Consider the following 14,900-nt stretch of genomic DNA (forward strand, 5'->3'; position numbering starts at 1 on the left):
GTCACTTCTCCTGCAGGCTCATGGCGGCGCGCAGGGCCGTGATGCCCCGGCTCGCCTGGCTCTTGACGGTTCCCTCGGCGATCTGGAGCAGCTCGGCCACCTCGGCGATCGACAGGTCCTCGAGATGGCGCAGCACGACCACGGCCCGCTGCTGGGCGGGCAACGCACGCAGGGCACGACCCAGGTCGTCGTGGAGCTCGGCCTCGGGCGCGGGGCGTTCCGGCACCTCGGCCACGACCTCCTCGCGACGGTGCCGGTGGCGGTGCGTCAGGAAGGTGTTGACCAGCGACCTACGGACGTACGCGTCAATCGAGGTGTCCTGGACCTTGCGCCAGTGGGGGTAGAGCTTGACGAAAGTCGTCTGCACCAGGTCGTCGGCCGTGTGCCAGTCGCCGCACAGGGCATAGGCCAGTCGGCGCGTCGCGGGCAACCGGGCGGCGAAGTAGGCCGCGAACTCGGCGTCGGGGGCGTTGTTCGGCACACCAGTTGGACTCGCGCCGGGCCCCGGAAGGTTCAACTACGCGGCCAGGGAATGTGCGACCCGGCGCAGGAACTCGTTGTTCGAGGCGGTCCCGCGCAGCTGGTCGAGCAGCTGGCGCATCGCGTCGGGGGCGCCCAGCACGCGGCGCACCTGGGTGACAATCGCGAGCTCGGCCGGGGAGAGCAGGTTCTCGTCATGGCGGGTCCCGGTCTGGGACAGGTCGATCGCGGGGAAGATGCGGCTCTCGGCCAGCGAACGGTCGAGCTTGAGCTCGGCGTTGCCGGTGCTCTTGTACTCCTCGAAGATCAGGTTGTCCATGGCCGAGCCGTTCTCGACGAGCGCGGTCGCGATGATGGTGAGCGAGCCGCCGCCGTCGATGTTGCGGGCCGCGCCCAGGAACCGCTTGGGCGGATAGAGGGCCGTCGAGTCGAGACCACCCGAGAGCGTACGGCCGCGGCCCGGCGCCATCAGGTTGTAGGCGCGGCCCAGACGGGTGATCGAGTCGAGCAGCACGACGACGTCGCGGCCCTGCTCGACCAGGCGCTTGGCCCGTTCGATGGTCAGTTCGGCCAGGGCGGTGTGCTCGTGCGGCGGGCGGTCGAAGGTGGCGGCGATGACTTCGCCATTGACCGTACGGGTGAAGTCCGTGACCTCCTCGGGCCGCTCGTCGACGAGCAGGACCATGAGGTGGACCTCGGGGTTGTTGGTGGCGATGGCGTTGGCGATCTGCTTGAGGACCGTGGTCTTGCCGGCCTTGGGCGGGGCCACGATCAGCGCCCGCTGACCCTTGCCGATGGGCATGGCCAGGTCGATGACGCGGGTGGTGAGCAGCTTGGGGTCGGTCTCGAGGCGCAGACGCTCCTGGGGATAGAGCGCGGTGAGGTCGTAGAAGTCCGGGCGGCGGCCCATCGGCTCGTCCAGCCGGAGGGTCGCGGGCTTGCGGCCGGTGAGCGTGGCCAGGCCGGTGACGCGGTCGCCGCGGCGCAGGCCGAGGCGGCGGATCTCGTGCATGTTGACCTGGATGTCCTTTGGGCCGGGCAGGTATCCGTCCATGCGGAGCCAGGCCCGGTCGTCGACGATGTCCAGCAGGGCGTTCACCGACATTTCGGTGGTTTCAGTCGTAGTGGTAGTTCGGCGGTCGGTCATGGAGGTACTCCAGAGGGAGGGAGGCCTGCGGGTACGCAGGGATGGGTTGCTCGCCCCGCCCTCGCTGCTTGCCTGCTTTCGCGGGGCTGGGCCGGCTTTCTTTCGCGGCGCTTGTCTCGTTGCGCGCTGATGGACTGGCGGCCGGGAATCTTCACGGCCTGATTGCTTCCGGGGGCTGGGCCACAACCGGAAAGCGACTGCGGTCAAGATAGCACCCGCCGGGCGAAGATCACAGCACCGGCTCGCGACATGACACCTCGCGGACACCACAGGTTTGCCGTCCGGTCGTGTGCCCGGTGTGGAATTCGGCGTGCACCACGCCAACCACTACTACGGGCATTCGCACGTCCTGGCGCGTTACTGCGGCCTCGACGACACCTCGCCGCCCCGCCTGCACGGCTACCTGCAGCACGGCTGGAACATCGGCGACGGCATGGCGCCCGATCACGAGTACGTGCCCGGGATCCCGAAGTTCGTCTGGTCCGAGCGGGTGCGGCGCCGGGCGTGGTCGCTGGGCCGCCGCGAGGTTTACGTGGTGGGCTCCCCATGGGCGTACCTGCTGTCGATGGAACCCGCTGCCTCGTCCGAGCCGCGCGAGGGAACCATCTGGTACCCGTTTCACGGCTGGGAGGGCCAGCACATCATCGGCGACCACGACGGCCTGATCCGCGAGATCCGGGAGACCGAGACCGGCCCGGTGACGGTGTGTCTGTACTGGCAGGAGTTCCGTGACAAGCGGGTGCGGGCGCTGTACGAGAAGGCCGGCTTCCGGGTGATCTGCCACGGCTACCGGGGTGGCTGGTGGAAGGACCTCGACCCCGGGTTCCTGTACCGTCAACTCGCCGAGCAGCGCCGGCATTCCCGGGTCGCGTCGAACCGCCTGTGCAGCGCCATCATGTACGGCACCCTGGCCGGTTGCGAGCCCGCCGTCTACGGCGACCCCATGCAGCTCGAGGGGGAGAAGTCCGCGTTCGGCGGCCAGGCCCGCATCGTCCGCGAGTGGGGCGCCCTGCACGGCAAGTCGATCGACGTCCCGCTGGCCCGCCAGGTCGCGACGGCCGAGCTGGGCGCCGACCGCCTGCTGCCCCCCGCCGAGCTGCGCCGCCTCTTCCAGTGGCCGTCGCTGCGCGAAGATCCCGATTTCGAGCTGACCGGAGTGTTGACCCGATGACCACGTTGATCGGCGGGGAGATGCTGCTCTGGTCCGACCTCGACGGCAGCCACGGCCCCGCCCCCGCCCAGGGTGACGCCTTGCGGTCGCTGACTTCAAAGGCTTGCGGCCGTACGCTCGTAGCCGGCCCCCACGCCCCGTCTCTCCTCCCGGCCGGCGACGTCACGGTCCTGATCCGCGGCGCCGAGGACGCACCCGCCTACGCCACCCACCCCGGCGTGACCGTCCTGTGCGGCAGCCTCGAGAAGTTGTCCGGCTCGTACGACACCGTGATCGCCCTGGACGGCCTGGACCGCCTGCATTCCGCCGAGGCGCCGCCGTTCTCCTGGGACGAGACGCTGACCCAGCTCCGGGCCGTGCTGGCCCCCGGCGGCCGGCTGCTGCTCGGCATGGAGAACCTGTTCGGCGTCCACCGTCTGGCCGCCCGGCCCACCCCACCCGCCGACACCGACTGGACCGTCCCCGACGACCGCGACCCGCATCGCCCGGCCGGCCACGCCCGCCTGCTGGCCCGCCTCGAGTCCGCAGGCCTGGACATCACCCACGACTACGCCGCGTATCCCTCACTGTCGTCACCTTCGGTGCTGCTAGGCCGTACAGCCCTGAACTCACCGTCGGGCGCGCTTTCGGCCGCCATCGCGGCCGCCTTCCCCAGGGTTGCGGCTTCCGATCCCGCCGCGTTGATCGACCCTGTGCGATTGGCGTCCACCGCCTGTCGCAACGGCCTGACCGTCGAGCTCGCTCCAGCCTGGATTGTCGTGGCCACGTCCGGCGAGGCCACCACTTCCTCTTTCCCCGAGTTGGTGATCAACGCCGAGCCGGTGACGGTCTCCTCGTTGCCGCAGGGCCGCACTTTGGAGGACCACCTGCTGGCCGCCGCCCAGCGCCGGGACCTCCCCGCCATGCGGGCCCTGCTGACAACGTGGCAGTCGGGCCCGTCCGCCGGCGTCCCCGCCGACCGGGTGGTGCTCACCTCCGTCCAAGAATCCAGCGGGGCTCTCGTTCCCTTGGCATCGCCCGGCGACCCGTTGAAAGCGTTGCGAGCCTTCGCTTCCACCGCGATCGCCGGCGGTTACGCCCACTTGTGGCCGATCCAGGCCGACGAGACCGAACTGACAGCCGTACTGGCCGGAATGACCGGCCGCGAGCTGGACCCCGCCGAGGTTCCACCCGCCGACCACCCCGCCACGCCCTCGACAGCCGACCTGCTGTCCGATCGGGAACGCCTGACCCGCGAACTCTCCGAGGCCAAGGCCAAACACGAGTGGTACGAGAAGATGCTGCTCCACCGCGAGGCCGAGGTGAAGCGGGTCCGCCAGATGAACGCTCTGCTCTCCGCCACCGCCCCCGGCCGCGCCGCCACCAGCCTGGTAGGCGGCCTGCGAGCCGGAAAACGCGCAGTCCGCGCAGTGGTCCGCCGAACCCGCGGCAACTGACGCTCGTTCTCGGTGTCCGGCTGGCGGTGAAGGGGTTCGCTCAGCCGCGGATCGAGCCGGTCGCCGAGCCGCGCAGCTGGTGGGCGAAGCAGACCACGCCGTAGTCGGCCGACAGGGTCACGTCCGAGAGGCGAACCGTGAAGAGGAAGTACTCGGCATCCTCGGGCAACTTCCTTCCCGCGTACGAGGGGAAGCGTTGCTCGCAGCCGGCCTCCGCGACCTCCTGGGTGAGGCCCTCGGTCTTCGGCTCGGGGAACGTCGCGAACACCTCGCTGGTGTGGGCGGACGCGCAGGGCAGCACGTCGATCCGGGTGCCGCGCTGCTGTTCCAGGTCTTTGGCGCAGTCCCCGGCCCGCAGGTCGCCCAGCCGGATACTGCGTTCGTCCCGGATCGCGCCACTGGCGTCGCGGTCCGGCCCGTCGGCCACGTCACGGGCGACGGCCACGCCGATCGCGGTGGCGATGCCGGCGATCCACAAGCCGCAGATGCTGAGCCCGATGATCGCGAAGACCTTGCCCCGCTTGTCGCCGTTGCGCCGGCTCTGGGCGAGGCCGATGACGCCGAAGATGATGCTGAGCAGGCCGGTGCAGCCGAACAGGGCGAGCACCAGCGCCGCGATCGAGAAGCCGTTCGTCTTGCCGTTCCACTCGGGTCTCACCGGCGGCACAGGGGTGTACTGAAGATCCACCGGCGCACGCTACATCGACGGGCCTAGCTGCGCTGCCCCGTCAGCCCGTCGTAGATGTCTTCGAGGCGGTGGCTCTGCTTCACGACGTCGAAGTCCGCTTCGGCTCGCGCGCGTGCCGCCGTACCGTAAGCGGTCTGAAGGTCTTGATCGTCGAGGAGTTTGCGCAGGTTGGCCGTGAGCGCGCCCCGGTCGCCCTCGTCACCGAGCAGGCCGGTGACGCCGTCGGTGACCGCCTCGGGGATGCCGCTGTGGCGGGTCGAGACCACGGGCAGGCCGAGCGCCATCGCCTCCACGATCGTGGTCGGCAGGCCTTCGCTGTCACCGTCGGCGGCCGTACGGGAGGGGGCCGCCAGCAGGCGCGACTCGGCCAGCCGCTGATACACCTCGGCGGCCGGCCGCGCTCCGGCGAAGGTCGCGTCGACGCGCAGCTCACCGGCGTACGCGCGCATCTGCTCAAGAAGCGGGCCGTCGCCGATGAACAGGGCCTTGGCGTCGAGCGTGGCCAGGGCGGCGATCAGGTCGTCGGCGCCCTTCTTCTCGACGAAGCGGCCCACGAATGCGACGTCCCAGCGTTTCGGCACGTCGGGCACCGTGGCCGGGATGGGGACGCCGGTGTGGTGGACGCGGAGCTTGGCCGGGTCGGCGCCCCAGCCGATCGCTCGCTGCCGGATGACGTCGGAGACCGCGATCAGGCTCGCCGCCCGGTCGAAGACGCTGCGCAGGTTGCGGCGGTAGCGGACACCCTTGGCGCCGGTGCTCTCGGGCTGGCGGGTGACGTCGTGGCCGTGCAGGGTCACCACGAGCGGGATGCCCGCGCGGGCCGCTTCGCCGCTGACCAGCCAGCCGTCGCCGCCGAAATGGGCGTGGACGAGATCCGGTGCGATTTGCCCGATTCGCCGCCGCAGCTGCGGAGACGTGCCCAGCAGCCGGAGCCGGAGAAAGGCCCGCGGGTCGGAGAACGTGATGACGTCGGTGTCGCGGGCCAGCACGGAGTCGGTTTTCGTCGCGCCCACGTAGACCGGCTGCCACCGGCTCAGCGAGTCGGCCTGGTTGCGGATGAACGTCTCGGACGCCGAGATCATCGCGCTGCGCCAGATCGCGACCTTGCGCTCAGGCATGCGCCTTCTTCTTTCCACCCACAACCAGGTCCCGTACGCGGTGACGGACGTTCGGTGGCAAAGCCCAGATCTGCAGGAAGGTCATGTAGTCGATCGGGCCCGGCTTGCCGTGGGTGCGCGCCTCGCTCAGCAGCTCGCGGAACACCTTGGGGTCGCGCGTCGGGGCGGCCATCGAGCTGATCACACTCATCGTGACGGCGGCGTACGCACGCGGAGTGAACAGGTGCCGGCTGGCCCGTACCCAGGCCAGCTGCTCCTGCCACGGGTTGTGCAGGCTGATCCGGTCGCGGTTCTCGTCCTGGTGCCAGAGCACGAGGGCGTCGGGGGCGTAGAGCAGTTCGACGTCGTCGTGCTGCAGGGCCCGCAGTGTCCAGTCGAGTTCCTGCTGGCGGCGCAGCCCCACGGTGAACGGCACCCGCCGCAGCAACTCGGTCGGCGCCATGATCGTGGAGGTCTGGATGAAGCCGTCGCCGTAGAACAGGCCGCGCCGCACGGTCAGGTATTCGCTGAGCGGCTCGCCCGCCTCGGGAAGCCGGCGCGGCATGACGGTGTCGGCCCGCGGCGTACGGCTGATCATGCGGGTCGCCACGATCGGGCTGGCCTTGCCGGCGGTGGCGGCCAGTGCCAGCTGCGCCTCGATCTTGCCGGGCATCCACTCGTCGTCGTCGTCCAGCAGCGCCACCCACTGGCCCTGGGCGGCCTTGACACCCTGGTTGCGGGCGTTCGGGGCCTTTCCGCGTACGGGCAGGGTCAGCACGCGCAGACGGTCGTCGCCGATCTCCTTGAGTGCCGTCCCGGTGGCGTCGTCCGGGCCGTCGATCACGACGATGACCTCGAGGTCGCGGTGCGTCTGCGCCAGGGCGCTGCGCACCGCCCGGCTGGCCAGGTCCGGCCGGTTGCACGTCGGGATGACGACGCTGACGTCCATGTCGTGGTTACCTGCTTATCGTGTCGGGCCGGGCATTTCCGCCGGCTGGGCCGCAGATTAGGGCGGCCCGGCGGCGGGAGGGTTAATGACAGGCGTCACCGCCGCGAACCGGGCATGTGCAGGCTCGGTCTCAGCGGGCCGACAGTGAACTTTCCGTGACTTCCGACCGGGCGGAGCGGTGTAGCCGGACGTGAGAGCGTTGCGCACGCGCCTGCCGCCGTCTCCGTCTCCGCCCGCGCGCCGGCCCTCGCTTTCTCGCCCTCGCCGGTAACCGGAACGAGTGAGTTTCAGATGACGAAGTCACTCGTCCGAGGTAACGCCCCGGAAGCGGTTCGAAGCGTACGGTGAACGGCACCTTGCGGGCTGGTTGCTGCGCAAGAAACAGCGGCGCACGCGCGAAGGGACAAGGCAGTGGCGGGGCTGGCACTCCTCGAACGACTCGAACTCGGGGACCACGTCTGCTGGACCGTCGACGACGATGACATCCGGCAGTCCGAAATCGTCGCCGTCCTGCACGAGGGTCTGCTCTCGCGGCACAAAGTCGTCTATTCAGGCGCCGAGCCCGACCGCATTCTGACCGCACTCGAACGCCGTGGCGCGGGAGTCAAGGCCGCCCTCGCCTCCGGGCAGTTGCAGGCGGCCACGCCCGAGGGCAGCTATCTCGCCGGCGGATCGTTCGACCCCGAGAGCGTGCTCGCGCACTGGCAGGTCGAGAAGGCCCGCAGCCGCGCCGAGGGCTATCTCGGTCTGCGCGTGGTCGGCGACATGAACTGGGCCCGGCGGCGCATCCCCGGCGCCGAACGCATCGAGTGGTACGAGGCGCGGGTCAACACCGTCTTCACCGACGGTTATGTGATGGGCATATGCACGTACGACAAACGGCTTTTCGACCCTCTGCTGCTGCGACGTCTCGCGCTCGCGCACCCCGGGGCGGCCGGTCCGCTGCTGCCGTTCGACCCCGACACCTCGCTCCGGATCCGGCGGACCGAGCGCCCGTACGGGCTGTGGCTCTCCGGCGAGGCCGACATGTCGAACCGGCACGCCTTGAAGGCCATGGTCGAGGAGGCGTTCGTGATGCGCGACGGGCGCCCGGCCGTGACGATCGACGCGACCGCGCTCCGTTTCGCCGACACCGCGGCGGCCCGGGTGCTGTTGCACGCCGCGGCCGCGTACGGACGCATGAACATCGTGGGCTGCTCACCCGTTCTGCTGCGCCTGCTGCAGTTCCACGGCGCCGGCTTGATCCCCGGCCTGCTGGTGACGGCGGGCTACACCGGCGACGAGTGATAGCGCTCCCAGACCGCGGCCCGCTCCTCGTCGTTCGCCGCCGCGTGCAGCGCGCCGACCAGCTCGTCCACCTCGGGCGTCATGATCGCCAGCATGTCCACACCGTCCGGATCGACGGTCGCGAACGTGTGCGCGGTGCCGGCCGGAACCGTCACGTGGTCGCCGGCCTCGAGAATCCGTCGGTCGTCGCCCACCAGAACCTCGAGGCGCCCGCGCAGCACACAGAACGCCTCGTCCCCACGGTGATGAACGTGCGGGGGCGCCTGGTCGCCCGGGTAGTGCGCAAGCTCCCACTTCCGAACGACGAAATCAGCCACGACACCTCAACCCCTTTCCCGTACGTTCCTCAGCGTTCCGCCGCGGCTCTCAGCTCGTCCCGTACGTCCATCAGCGCGAACCCGAGCAGATTGGTGCCCCGCCACCGTCCCGGGTCGCTGGCGGCCGGGTCGTCGCGGCTCAGCCCGATGCCCCAGATGCGGTCGAGCGGGCTGGCCTCGACCAGAACCCGTTCGCCGGTGGTCAACAGGTAGTCACGCAACTCGGCGTCCTGCCCGAACTTGGCGCGGTTGCCGCTGACAACGATCTCGAAGCGGTTCGCGTCCCACACGTCCTGCCGGAAGTGGCTGACCCGCCCACCCAGCGTCTTGGCCACCTTGGGGTGCGGCGCCGCCAGAATCCGCTCGGCCATGGCATCATCGGAGAACAGAACCGCCTTGCGCCACATCATGTAGTGCTCGGCGCTGGCGAACTCGTGCCCCTCGGCGACAAAACGCGACGGCCACCACTGGCTGAGACACCCCGCACCCGCGCTGCCGTCCCGTTCCGGCTGGTGCCCCCAGAAGAACAGGTACTTCACGCGGTTCCTTCTCGCGTACGCGGTCAGGTCGTCAACAGTGCGGGCCATGACAGACATGCCCGCGAGTCTGCCTCACGTCCCCCCTCCAGCGGGACCCCATTTCCGTCACCATGACCGCCGATCCGGTGGGCTCTGGCGGTCGCCCGTTTTTGTCGTACCCCAGGGCTAGGGTCTGTTTCGCAGCTGGAGCGGGGCTGCGTCGAGGCCCAGATTCCGCCTGGCGGCGTCCCGCGAAAGCCCGGTTCCAACACCGGGAGCCGGGCTTCCACGGGCCACCACCAGACGAAATCTGGACCGCGCCTCGCTCCCACCCCAGCTACGAAACAGACCCTAGCGTCCCTGCCATGAACACCGACCCGAAGCCCGTGTCCCGCCCCGTTTCGCTGCCGTCCCGTCCGCCGGTCCCGCCATCAGCTCTACGCGCGCGCCGGGCCCGCCGAGCAAGACTGCGAGCCGCGGCCACAGCCGCCATCCGAAGGGCGGCCCAGTGATCCCGCCACGCCATCCACCTTCGCAGTGACGCTCCTGGTCCAGCACCGGGTTCCGTCAGTGTGCGGCGGCGCTCCTGGTTCAGCGGGGCGTTCCATCAGCGTGCGGCGGCGCTCCCGGTCCGGTCGGGGCCGGTCGGCGGTCGTTCGATGTGTGGCGCCTCTGAACCGGTCGGGGCCGGCTGGGCGCCGTGCAACCACGTCAAGACGTCTGGTGGGGCCAAGCCGGCGGCTCGGCGGTGGTAGGCGGCCAACTCGGGGGCGGTCAACAGCTCGGCGGCCGCGCCTGAGGTGCCTCGGCGGAAGAACGCGCGTGTGTCCTTGAAGAAGTTCGGGACGAGGTGGCCGGCCCGGTCGCGCATGCGGGAGAACTCCGCCGACTCGATCAGCAGGGGCCACAGCTGCGGATGGACGGCGATACCCAGGCGAGCCGCCAAGTAATACATCTGGCCGGGCAGGTCGGCGGCCATCTGGTCGTAGTGCATCAGCACCACGTTGGGCAGTCCCCGTCGTTGCCAGGCGTCGGTGGCGTGGTGCAGCACGGCGGGCAGCGACTCGGGGCCCTCGTCGGTTCCGATCCAGTGCAGCAGTGCGGCGCGTGGGTCGAGGGCCGGAGCGCCGCGGTGGTTGGCCAGGTGGTGGAACAGGGAGACCTGCGCGTCGAGAGGGTGGCGGCCACTCACCACGTACGTCACCTGGGGGTGATAGGGGAGACCATCGAGCGGGGTGTGGGTCTTGATGAAGCGCCGGTGCGGCTGGGCGGCCAGGCGGGCGTGGATGTGCGCGACGGGCTCGATCTGGTGGTCGAGCCACGGCGAGAGGTGCCACAGCGGGGCCGGCAGCTCGGGGGTCTGGAAGATCAGCAGGCCGCAGATCGTCTGCAGCCAGGTCGTGCCGGTGCGGCGGCGGGTGCTGATCACAATGTCGCCGGGGCGGAACGGGAAACCGTGCCAGCGGGCACTGTCCTCTTCGGTCGTGAGGTAGCGCTGCACGAGCGGACATTAACAGACGTCAGATAGTCCGGATAACGCCGCGAATACGAGCCAAAATGCCGCTATGAAAGGCGGGGTGGCGGGCCTGTCCGGCATTCGATAGCGTTCTCGCCGAACCAGTCAAGCGGGGGCGTTTGGATGATCAATAATGGTCCGGGTCATGCGGTGATCGCTTCGGTCGCAAGCGCATTTCCGGACGTTTCGTATTCGCAGGACGAGGTTGGCGCGCTGCTCGGCCTCGACAACCCGGTGGCCCGCAAACTGCTCGCCGCCCCGCACATCCGCAGCCGTCGTCTGTTCCTGCCGCCGGCCGATCCGGTGACCGGTCGTGTCCCCGACGAGTCGCCCGCCGAGCTGCACGCCAAGTTCCGTCGCGGCGCCCTCGAGATCGGCGGCCGGGCGATCGCGTCCTCCCTCAAAGCGGCGGCCCTCACCCCGTCCGACGTGGGATATCTGCTCTGCGTCACCTCCACCGGCTTCCTCGTGCCCGGGCTCAGCTCGCTGTTCTCCCGCGAGCTCGGCTTCCACCCCGCGCTGCTGCGCGCCGACGTGGTCGGCATGGGCTGCAATGCCGGCCTCAACGGCATGAACCCTCTTGTGCAATGGGTGCGCAACCACCCGGGACGGGTCGCTCTTCTCGTCTGCTGCGAAATCAATTCTGCCATGTACGTGCGTGACGAAAGCGCGCGTACGGGAATGGTGAACAGCCTCTTCGGTGACGGCGCCGCGGCCGCGGTCGTGACCAGTGAGGCGAGCGGAATCCGGCCGTACGTGCGCGATTTTGAAAGCTTTTGCATGCCCGACCGGTGGGATGCCATGCGCTTCGACTGGAACGACGACGTGGGGAAGTGGAGTTTTCATCTCGACCGCGACATCCCGTACGTCATCGGAGACAATGTCTCGAAGCCCGTCGGCCGATTGCTGGAACGCAACGGGCTCCGACCGGAATCGATCAGCCACTGGGTGCTGCACACCGGCGGCGGCGCGGTGATCGACGGCGCTCGGCGCAGCCTCGGCCTGACCGAACACGCCGTGCGGCACACCCGGTCGGTCCTGCGCGACTTCGGCAACATCTCCAGCGGCAGCTTCCTGGTCAGCCTGGAACGCCTGCTCGACGAGGGTTCGGCCCGGCCCGGCGAGCACGGCGTGATGATCACGATGGGGCCGGGGGCGCAGATCGAGGCGGCGCTGATCGAGTTCGCCGCCGGGCGGGAGGCCCAGCCATGACCGACGACGTGCGCAGCTCACCCCGCACCGGCACGGTTCTGCCCGAAGGACGTCCGTTCTGGATCGTCGACGGCCGCGCGTACGACCTCACCGAATGGGCGAAGATCCACCCGGGCGGCGCGACGTGGTTCGGTCCCAGCCAGGGCCGCGACATCAGCGCGCTCATCCACACCTACCACCGTGACCCCGTACGGCTGCGGAAGTTCCTTTCCCGGTACGAGATCGAGGGCTTCACCGAAAGTGACGTGCTGCCCAAACTGGGCGTGCCGCCGTTCCTGCTCGAACCCGATTTCGACGCCGCCCGCGACCTGCCCCGGCTCGACTACGCCGACGAGGGCAGCCTGCTGGCCGACATCCGTACGGCGGTGAACGCGAAGTTCTCCAAGCGCGACCTGAAACGGCTCGACCGCCGGTTCGACCTGGTCACGGGGGCGATCGGCCTGGCCCACGTGGCGATGCTGGCCCTGTTCGTGGGTGGGTTCGCGCCGGCCTGGACGTTCGTGATCGTGATGGTGCTGACCCGTACCTCGCTGGCCGGCGCCGGGCACTACCACCTGCACCGGCGCTGGAACGACAAGCGTCGCCTGCAGACGCCGCTGGGCAAGGCGCTGTTCGACATCAACTACGTGGGGACGAGCCTGATCGGCACGGACGGGCATGTGCTGCTGCACCACCCTTACATGGGTTCCGGCGCCGACGTGAAGAAGACGTTCTTCGACGGCATGCTGCGGCTGCATCCGCTGCTGCGCGTCCCTGGCTACACGGTGCACAAACTGGGCATCTGCCTGCTCGGTCTGTCCATGCGGGCGCGCGAGATCGCGCGTTTCGAGCAGAGCGGCGGCAACGCGGCGATCCGGGCCGACTTCTGGCTCGTCCGGGCGTGGCTCCTCGTCGAACTGGTGGCGTGCGTGGTGACCGGGCACTGGCTGGCCTGGTTCGTGCAGTTCTTCCTCACTCTGTGGTTCAACACGTTCCTGGTCGTGTCGAGCCACGACTTCGAAGACGACGCGCCCGACGACCTCTCGGTGATTCCGGTGGCACTGCGTGACGACTGGGCGGCCAACCAGATCTGCCTCAGCTACGACCTGACGATCGTCGGCAACCGCTGGATCGACCTGTGGCTGAGCGCCGGCCTGAGCCCGCACCGGGTGCATCACGTGCTGCCCTACCAGGCGTCGGGCTTCGCCAACCTCAAAACCGAGGCCACCGTACGGGCGGTGGCCGAGCGCGCCGGCATCACCTGGGAGAGGCCGCGCAACCTGCTGTTCAACCGTTTCCCCGCGGTGATCCGTCACTACCTGTTCTGCCCGGCGAAGCCGTTGCCCCCGCCCCCGCCACCGGTCGGCGACAACCCGATCCGGTCGGCAGGCGGCCTCCCGATCCCGCCGGGCCCGGCCGTCCGCCCGATCCGGATGGGCCAACTCGGGATGATCGCCCGCTACACAGCAGACGGCTTCCGCGGCGTCGGTGTGTAACCGCAGCGCCGTCCCAGCAGCGACCCACGGTCCGTCCGACAGGCACCCGTGGGGTGGTTCGGTGTTGCGCGGTTGAGCGTTTCTGCGCACCGGAATCGTCCTGGGAACTGCGGAGACCGACGCTCGGCGGCCGGGCCCGACCTGGGGGATGCCGACGGTAACCCGAAATGGGATGTGGTTCGTGGGCGGGTCGATGTCGCGCGGTTGGTGTTCGGAGGTCGGCTGTTCGTGCGCGGGTTGTTCGTTTGGCGGCTCGATGTTTGCGCGTTTGGCTGTCTCTGCGCGAATTGCTCGCAGGCAGCGCAGGCTTTGTGCGGATGTTCGTTGTGGATGACTCGAGCATGAGGGGTGCTCGTTGTGGATGGGCGGGATGCTCGTTGCGGACTGGTCGAACATGAGGGGATGACCGGTTGTCGGGGCGGCAGTTCGAACGTCACCCCGACGGTGGACGGGGTCGTGAGGCAGGCCGCGAGCACGGCCGCGACGTTCGGTGCCGGCGGATCGTCACAGAGGGATCAGGCCGGCGTCGGTTGGGCGGAAGCCGCATCGGTCCAGGTAGAAGTGCCTCAGATGCGGCTCGAAGTCGACGTGCAGCCACTCGCAGCCCGCGGCCCGTGCCTCGGTGGTGGCGGCCTCGACCAGGGCCGTTCCGATGCCGGAGTGCTGCTCGGCCGGGTCGACGGCGGTGTCCAGCAGGAACGCGTGAGTGCCGCCGTCCCAGCAGACCTGGACGAAGCCCACGAGCCGCGTTCCGGAGAAAGCGCCGACCCAGGTCATTGCGTGTCGCGAGAGGCGTGCCGCCCATGGCGTCACCACCGCCGGATCGCCGCCGAACGCTCGCGCGTGCAGCGTGCTCAGCGTGGCGTCGTCGACCGGGAAGCGCGTAACGAGCGTGATCGTCATGGGGCAAGGAGACCACGCCGGACCGTTCAGATGAGCTCATTGATGGCGCTCGGCCGGTCCCAGCCCGTGGCGGGTAAGGCGGGCACCGGCCAGGCCGGGTCGGGCCGGAAGTCGAGCCACGCGCCGTCGAAGGGGAACGCGGCAGCTTCGATGTCTTTGATGACACGCTCGCCCTCGGCGCGGATGTCGGCGGCCTGGTCGGCGGTCCAGTAGTCGGGGTGACCGACGCGTTCGAGGTATTCGCCCTCGTCCTTCCACTGCCACTGCCGGTCCGGCATGACCACGATGTCGAGGGCGTGGTCGGATGTGTCGACGCCGGCCAGGTCGTCGTCGGCCCACCGTGCGGGTGGTGCTTCGAGATTGACGTACCAGCAATGGAGCGTGAAGTCGGGGTTGAACATCGACCACACGGAATGTGCGTGGTCGGGCCGGAACAGGTGCAGGACATGCAGACCGGTCCAGGTCAGTGACGCGAGCCGCCACTCGACGGTGTGGCGCGCGTGAAAGGGGATTTCGCGCCGGTCACGGCCGTCGGCAGTGCGGCGGAAGAGCCAAGGCGTGCCGATGGGCCGCCAGGTCAGGATGCCCCGCTCGTCATCGGCGATGACCCGTTGCGGCATGACGCCGATGAGCTGTCCGTTCCCCCGGTAGTCCCGATAGAGCACATCATCGCCGACAGCAAAGGTCATGGGCGGAGGCTATCG

General features: G+C 69.4%; 15 protein-coding genes. 5 read left to right on the top strand and 10 right to left on the bottom strand.

Going from position 1 to position 14,900, the window contains the following annotated elements:
* Position 1 precedes the first annotated feature (1 nt).
* A complete protein-coding gene (locus JIG36_RS10390; protein WP_203375892.1) occupies positions 2 to 481 on the bottom strand; it encodes a SigE family RNA polymerase sigma factor in 480 nt (159 codons plus the stop codon).
* Positions 482 to 517: 36 nt separating this feature from the next.
* Positions 518 to 1,627 (bottom strand): transcription termination factor Rho, encoded by a 1,110-nt coding sequence (gene rho, locus JIG36_RS10395; RefSeq protein WP_438870716.1) that lies wholly within the window; start codon positions 1,625 to 1,627, stop codon positions 518 to 520.
* A gap of 310 nt (positions 1,628 to 1,937) precedes the next feature.
* On the opposite strand from rho, the gene JIG36_RS10400 reads away from it, so the two are divergent.
* Together JIG36_RS10400 and JIG36_RS10405 are read left to right on the top strand one after the other, a co-directional pair.
* Positions 1,938 to 2,798 carry a hypothetical protein gene (locus JIG36_RS10400; RefSeq protein ID WP_203376640.1) on the top strand — a complete coding sequence of 287 codons (861 nt, stop codon included), beginning with the start codon at positions 1,938 to 1,940 and terminating at the stop codon, positions 2,796 to 2,798.
* The gene (locus tag JIG36_RS10405) at positions 2,795 to 4,234 is read left to right on the top strand and encodes a class I SAM-dependent methyltransferase (RefSeq protein ID WP_203375894.1); all 1,440 of its coding nucleotides are present in this window, start codon (positions 2,795 to 2,797) and stop codon (positions 4,232 to 4,234) included. The genes JIG36_RS10400 and JIG36_RS10405 overlap by 4 nt, the downstream gene beginning before the upstream one ends.
* Positions 4,235 to 4,274: 40 nt before the next feature.
* Here JIG36_RS10405 and JIG36_RS10410 read toward each other — a convergent pair whose 3' ends face one another.
* From JIG36_RS10410 to JIG36_RS10420, 3 genes are read right to left on the bottom strand one after another with little or no spacing between them, the layout of a single operon-like run.
* Positions 4,275 to 4,922: a DUF4190 domain-containing protein gene (locus JIG36_RS10410; protein ID WP_203375895.1), complete on the bottom strand. Its 648-nt coding sequence runs from the start codon at positions 4,920 to 4,922 to the stop codon at positions 4,275 to 4,277.
* Positions 4,923 to 4,945: 23 nt separating this feature from the next.
* Positions 4,946 to 6,040, bottom strand: a complete 1,095-nt coding sequence (locus JIG36_RS10415; protein ID WP_203375896.1) for a glycosyltransferase — start codon at positions 6,038 to 6,040, stop codon at positions 4,946 to 4,948.
* Positions 6,033 to 6,968 carry a glycosyltransferase family 2 protein gene (locus tag JIG36_RS10420; RefSeq protein ID WP_203375897.1) on the bottom strand — a complete coding sequence of 312 codons (936 nt, stop codon included), beginning with the start codon at positions 6,966 to 6,968 and terminating at the stop codon, positions 6,033 to 6,035. Before JIG36_RS10420 ends, JIG36_RS10415 begins: the two co-directional genes overlap by 8 nt.
* A gap of 411 nt (positions 6,969 to 7,379) precedes the next feature.
* On the opposite strand from JIG36_RS10420, the gene JIG36_RS10425 reads away from it, so the two are divergent.
* Positions 7,380 to 8,255, top strand: coding sequence for an MEDS domain-containing protein (locus JIG36_RS10425; RefSeq protein WP_203375898.1), 876 nt, complete (start codon positions 7,380 to 7,382; stop codon positions 8,253 to 8,255).
* On the opposite strand, the gene JIG36_RS10430 is transcribed toward JIG36_RS10425, so the two are convergent.
* The 3 genes from JIG36_RS10430 to JIG36_RS10440 all read right to left on the bottom strand — a co-directional run bounded on the left by JIG36_RS10430 (position 8,237) and on the right by JIG36_RS10440 (position 10,591).
* A complete protein-coding gene (locus JIG36_RS10430; RefSeq protein WP_203375899.1) occupies positions 8,237 to 8,572 on the bottom strand; it encodes a cupin domain-containing protein in 336 nt (111 codons plus the stop codon). The genes JIG36_RS10425 and JIG36_RS10430 overlap by 19 nt on opposite strands.
* 29 nt (positions 8,573 to 8,601) lie before the next feature.
* On the bottom strand, positions 8,602 to 9,168 hold the full coding sequence (gene ybiA / locus JIG36_RS10435; protein WP_203375900.1) for a riboflavin biosynthesis intermediates N-glycosidase: 567 nt from the start codon (positions 9,166 to 9,168) through the stop codon (positions 8,602 to 8,604).
* A gap of 529 nt (positions 9,169 to 9,697) precedes the next feature.
* The gene (locus JIG36_RS10440) at positions 9,698 to 10,591 is read right to left on the bottom strand and encodes a sulfotransferase domain-containing protein (RefSeq protein WP_203375901.1); all 894 of its coding nucleotides are present in this window, start codon (positions 10,589 to 10,591) and stop codon (positions 9,698 to 9,700) included.
* Positions 10,592 to 10,756: 165 nt separating this feature from the next.
* On the opposite strand from JIG36_RS10440, the gene JIG36_RS10445 reads away from it, so the two are divergent.
* A complete protein-coding gene (locus JIG36_RS10445; protein ID WP_203375902.1) occupies positions 10,757 to 11,818 on the top strand; it encodes a type III polyketide synthase in 1,062 nt (353 codons plus the stop codon).
* Positions 11,815 to 13,293 carry a fatty acid desaturase gene (locus JIG36_RS10450; protein ID WP_203375903.1) on the top strand — a complete coding sequence of 493 codons (1,479 nt, stop codon included), beginning with the start codon at positions 11,815 to 11,817 and terminating at the stop codon, positions 13,291 to 13,293. Before JIG36_RS10445 ends, JIG36_RS10450 begins: the two co-directional genes overlap by 4 nt.
* Before the next feature lie 504 nt (positions 13,294 to 13,797).
* Here JIG36_RS10450 and JIG36_RS10455 read toward each other — a convergent pair.
* Together JIG36_RS10455 and JIG36_RS10460 are read right to left on the bottom strand one after the other, a co-directional pair.
* The gene (locus tag JIG36_RS10455) at positions 13,798 to 14,196 is read right to left on the bottom strand and encodes a GNAT family N-acetyltransferase (protein WP_203375904.1); all 399 of its coding nucleotides are present in this window, start codon (positions 14,194 to 14,196) and stop codon (positions 13,798 to 13,800) included.
* A 26-nt stretch (positions 14,197 to 14,222) separates the two neighbouring features.
* Positions 14,223 to 14,885: a DUF402 domain-containing protein gene (locus tag JIG36_RS10460; RefSeq protein WP_203375905.1), complete on the bottom strand. Its 663-nt coding sequence runs from the start codon at positions 14,883 to 14,885 to the stop codon at positions 14,223 to 14,225.
* Positions 14,886 to 14,900 lie beyond the last annotated feature (15 nt).

It is taken from the genome of Paractinoplanes ovalisporus (assembly GCF_016834655.1).
Lineage (GTDB): Bacteria > Actinomycetota > Actinomycetes > Mycobacteriales > Micromonosporaceae > Actinoplanes > Actinoplanes ovalisporus.

What these genes read in the sequence shown, in the direction of transcription:
- rho (WP_438870716.1), bottom strand. Translation starts at nt 1,627, where the DNA reads ATGACCGACCGCCGAACTACCACTACGACTGAAACCACCGAAATGTCG.
- JIG36_RS10405 (WP_203375894.1), top strand. Translation starts at nt 2,795, where the DNA reads ATGACCACGTTGATCGGCGGGGAGATGCTGCTCTGGTCCGACCTCGAC.
- JIG36_RS10415 (WP_203375896.1), bottom strand. Translation starts at nt 6,040, where the DNA reads ATGCCTGAGCGCAAGGTCGCGATCTGGCGCAGCGCGATGATCTCGGCG.
- JIG36_RS10420 (WP_203375897.1), bottom strand. Translation starts at nt 6,968, where the DNA reads ATGGACGTCAGCGTCGTCATCCCGACGTGCAACCGGCCGGACCTGGCC.
- ybiA (WP_203375900.1), bottom strand. Translation starts at nt 9,168, where the DNA reads ATGTCTGTCATGGCCCGCACTGTTGACGACCTGACCGCGTACGCGAGA.
- JIG36_RS10450 (WP_203375903.1), top strand. Translation starts at nt 11,815, where the DNA reads ATGACCGACGACGTGCGCAGCTCACCCCGCACCGGCACGGTTCTGCCC.
- JIG36_RS10455 (WP_203375904.1), bottom strand. Translation starts at nt 14,196, where the DNA reads ATGACGATCACGCTCGTTACGCGCTTCCCGGTCGACGACGCCACGCTG.
- JIG36_RS10460 (WP_203375905.1), bottom strand. Translation starts at nt 14,885, where the DNA reads ATGACCTTTGCTGTCGGCGATGATGTGCTCTATCGGGACTACCGGGGG.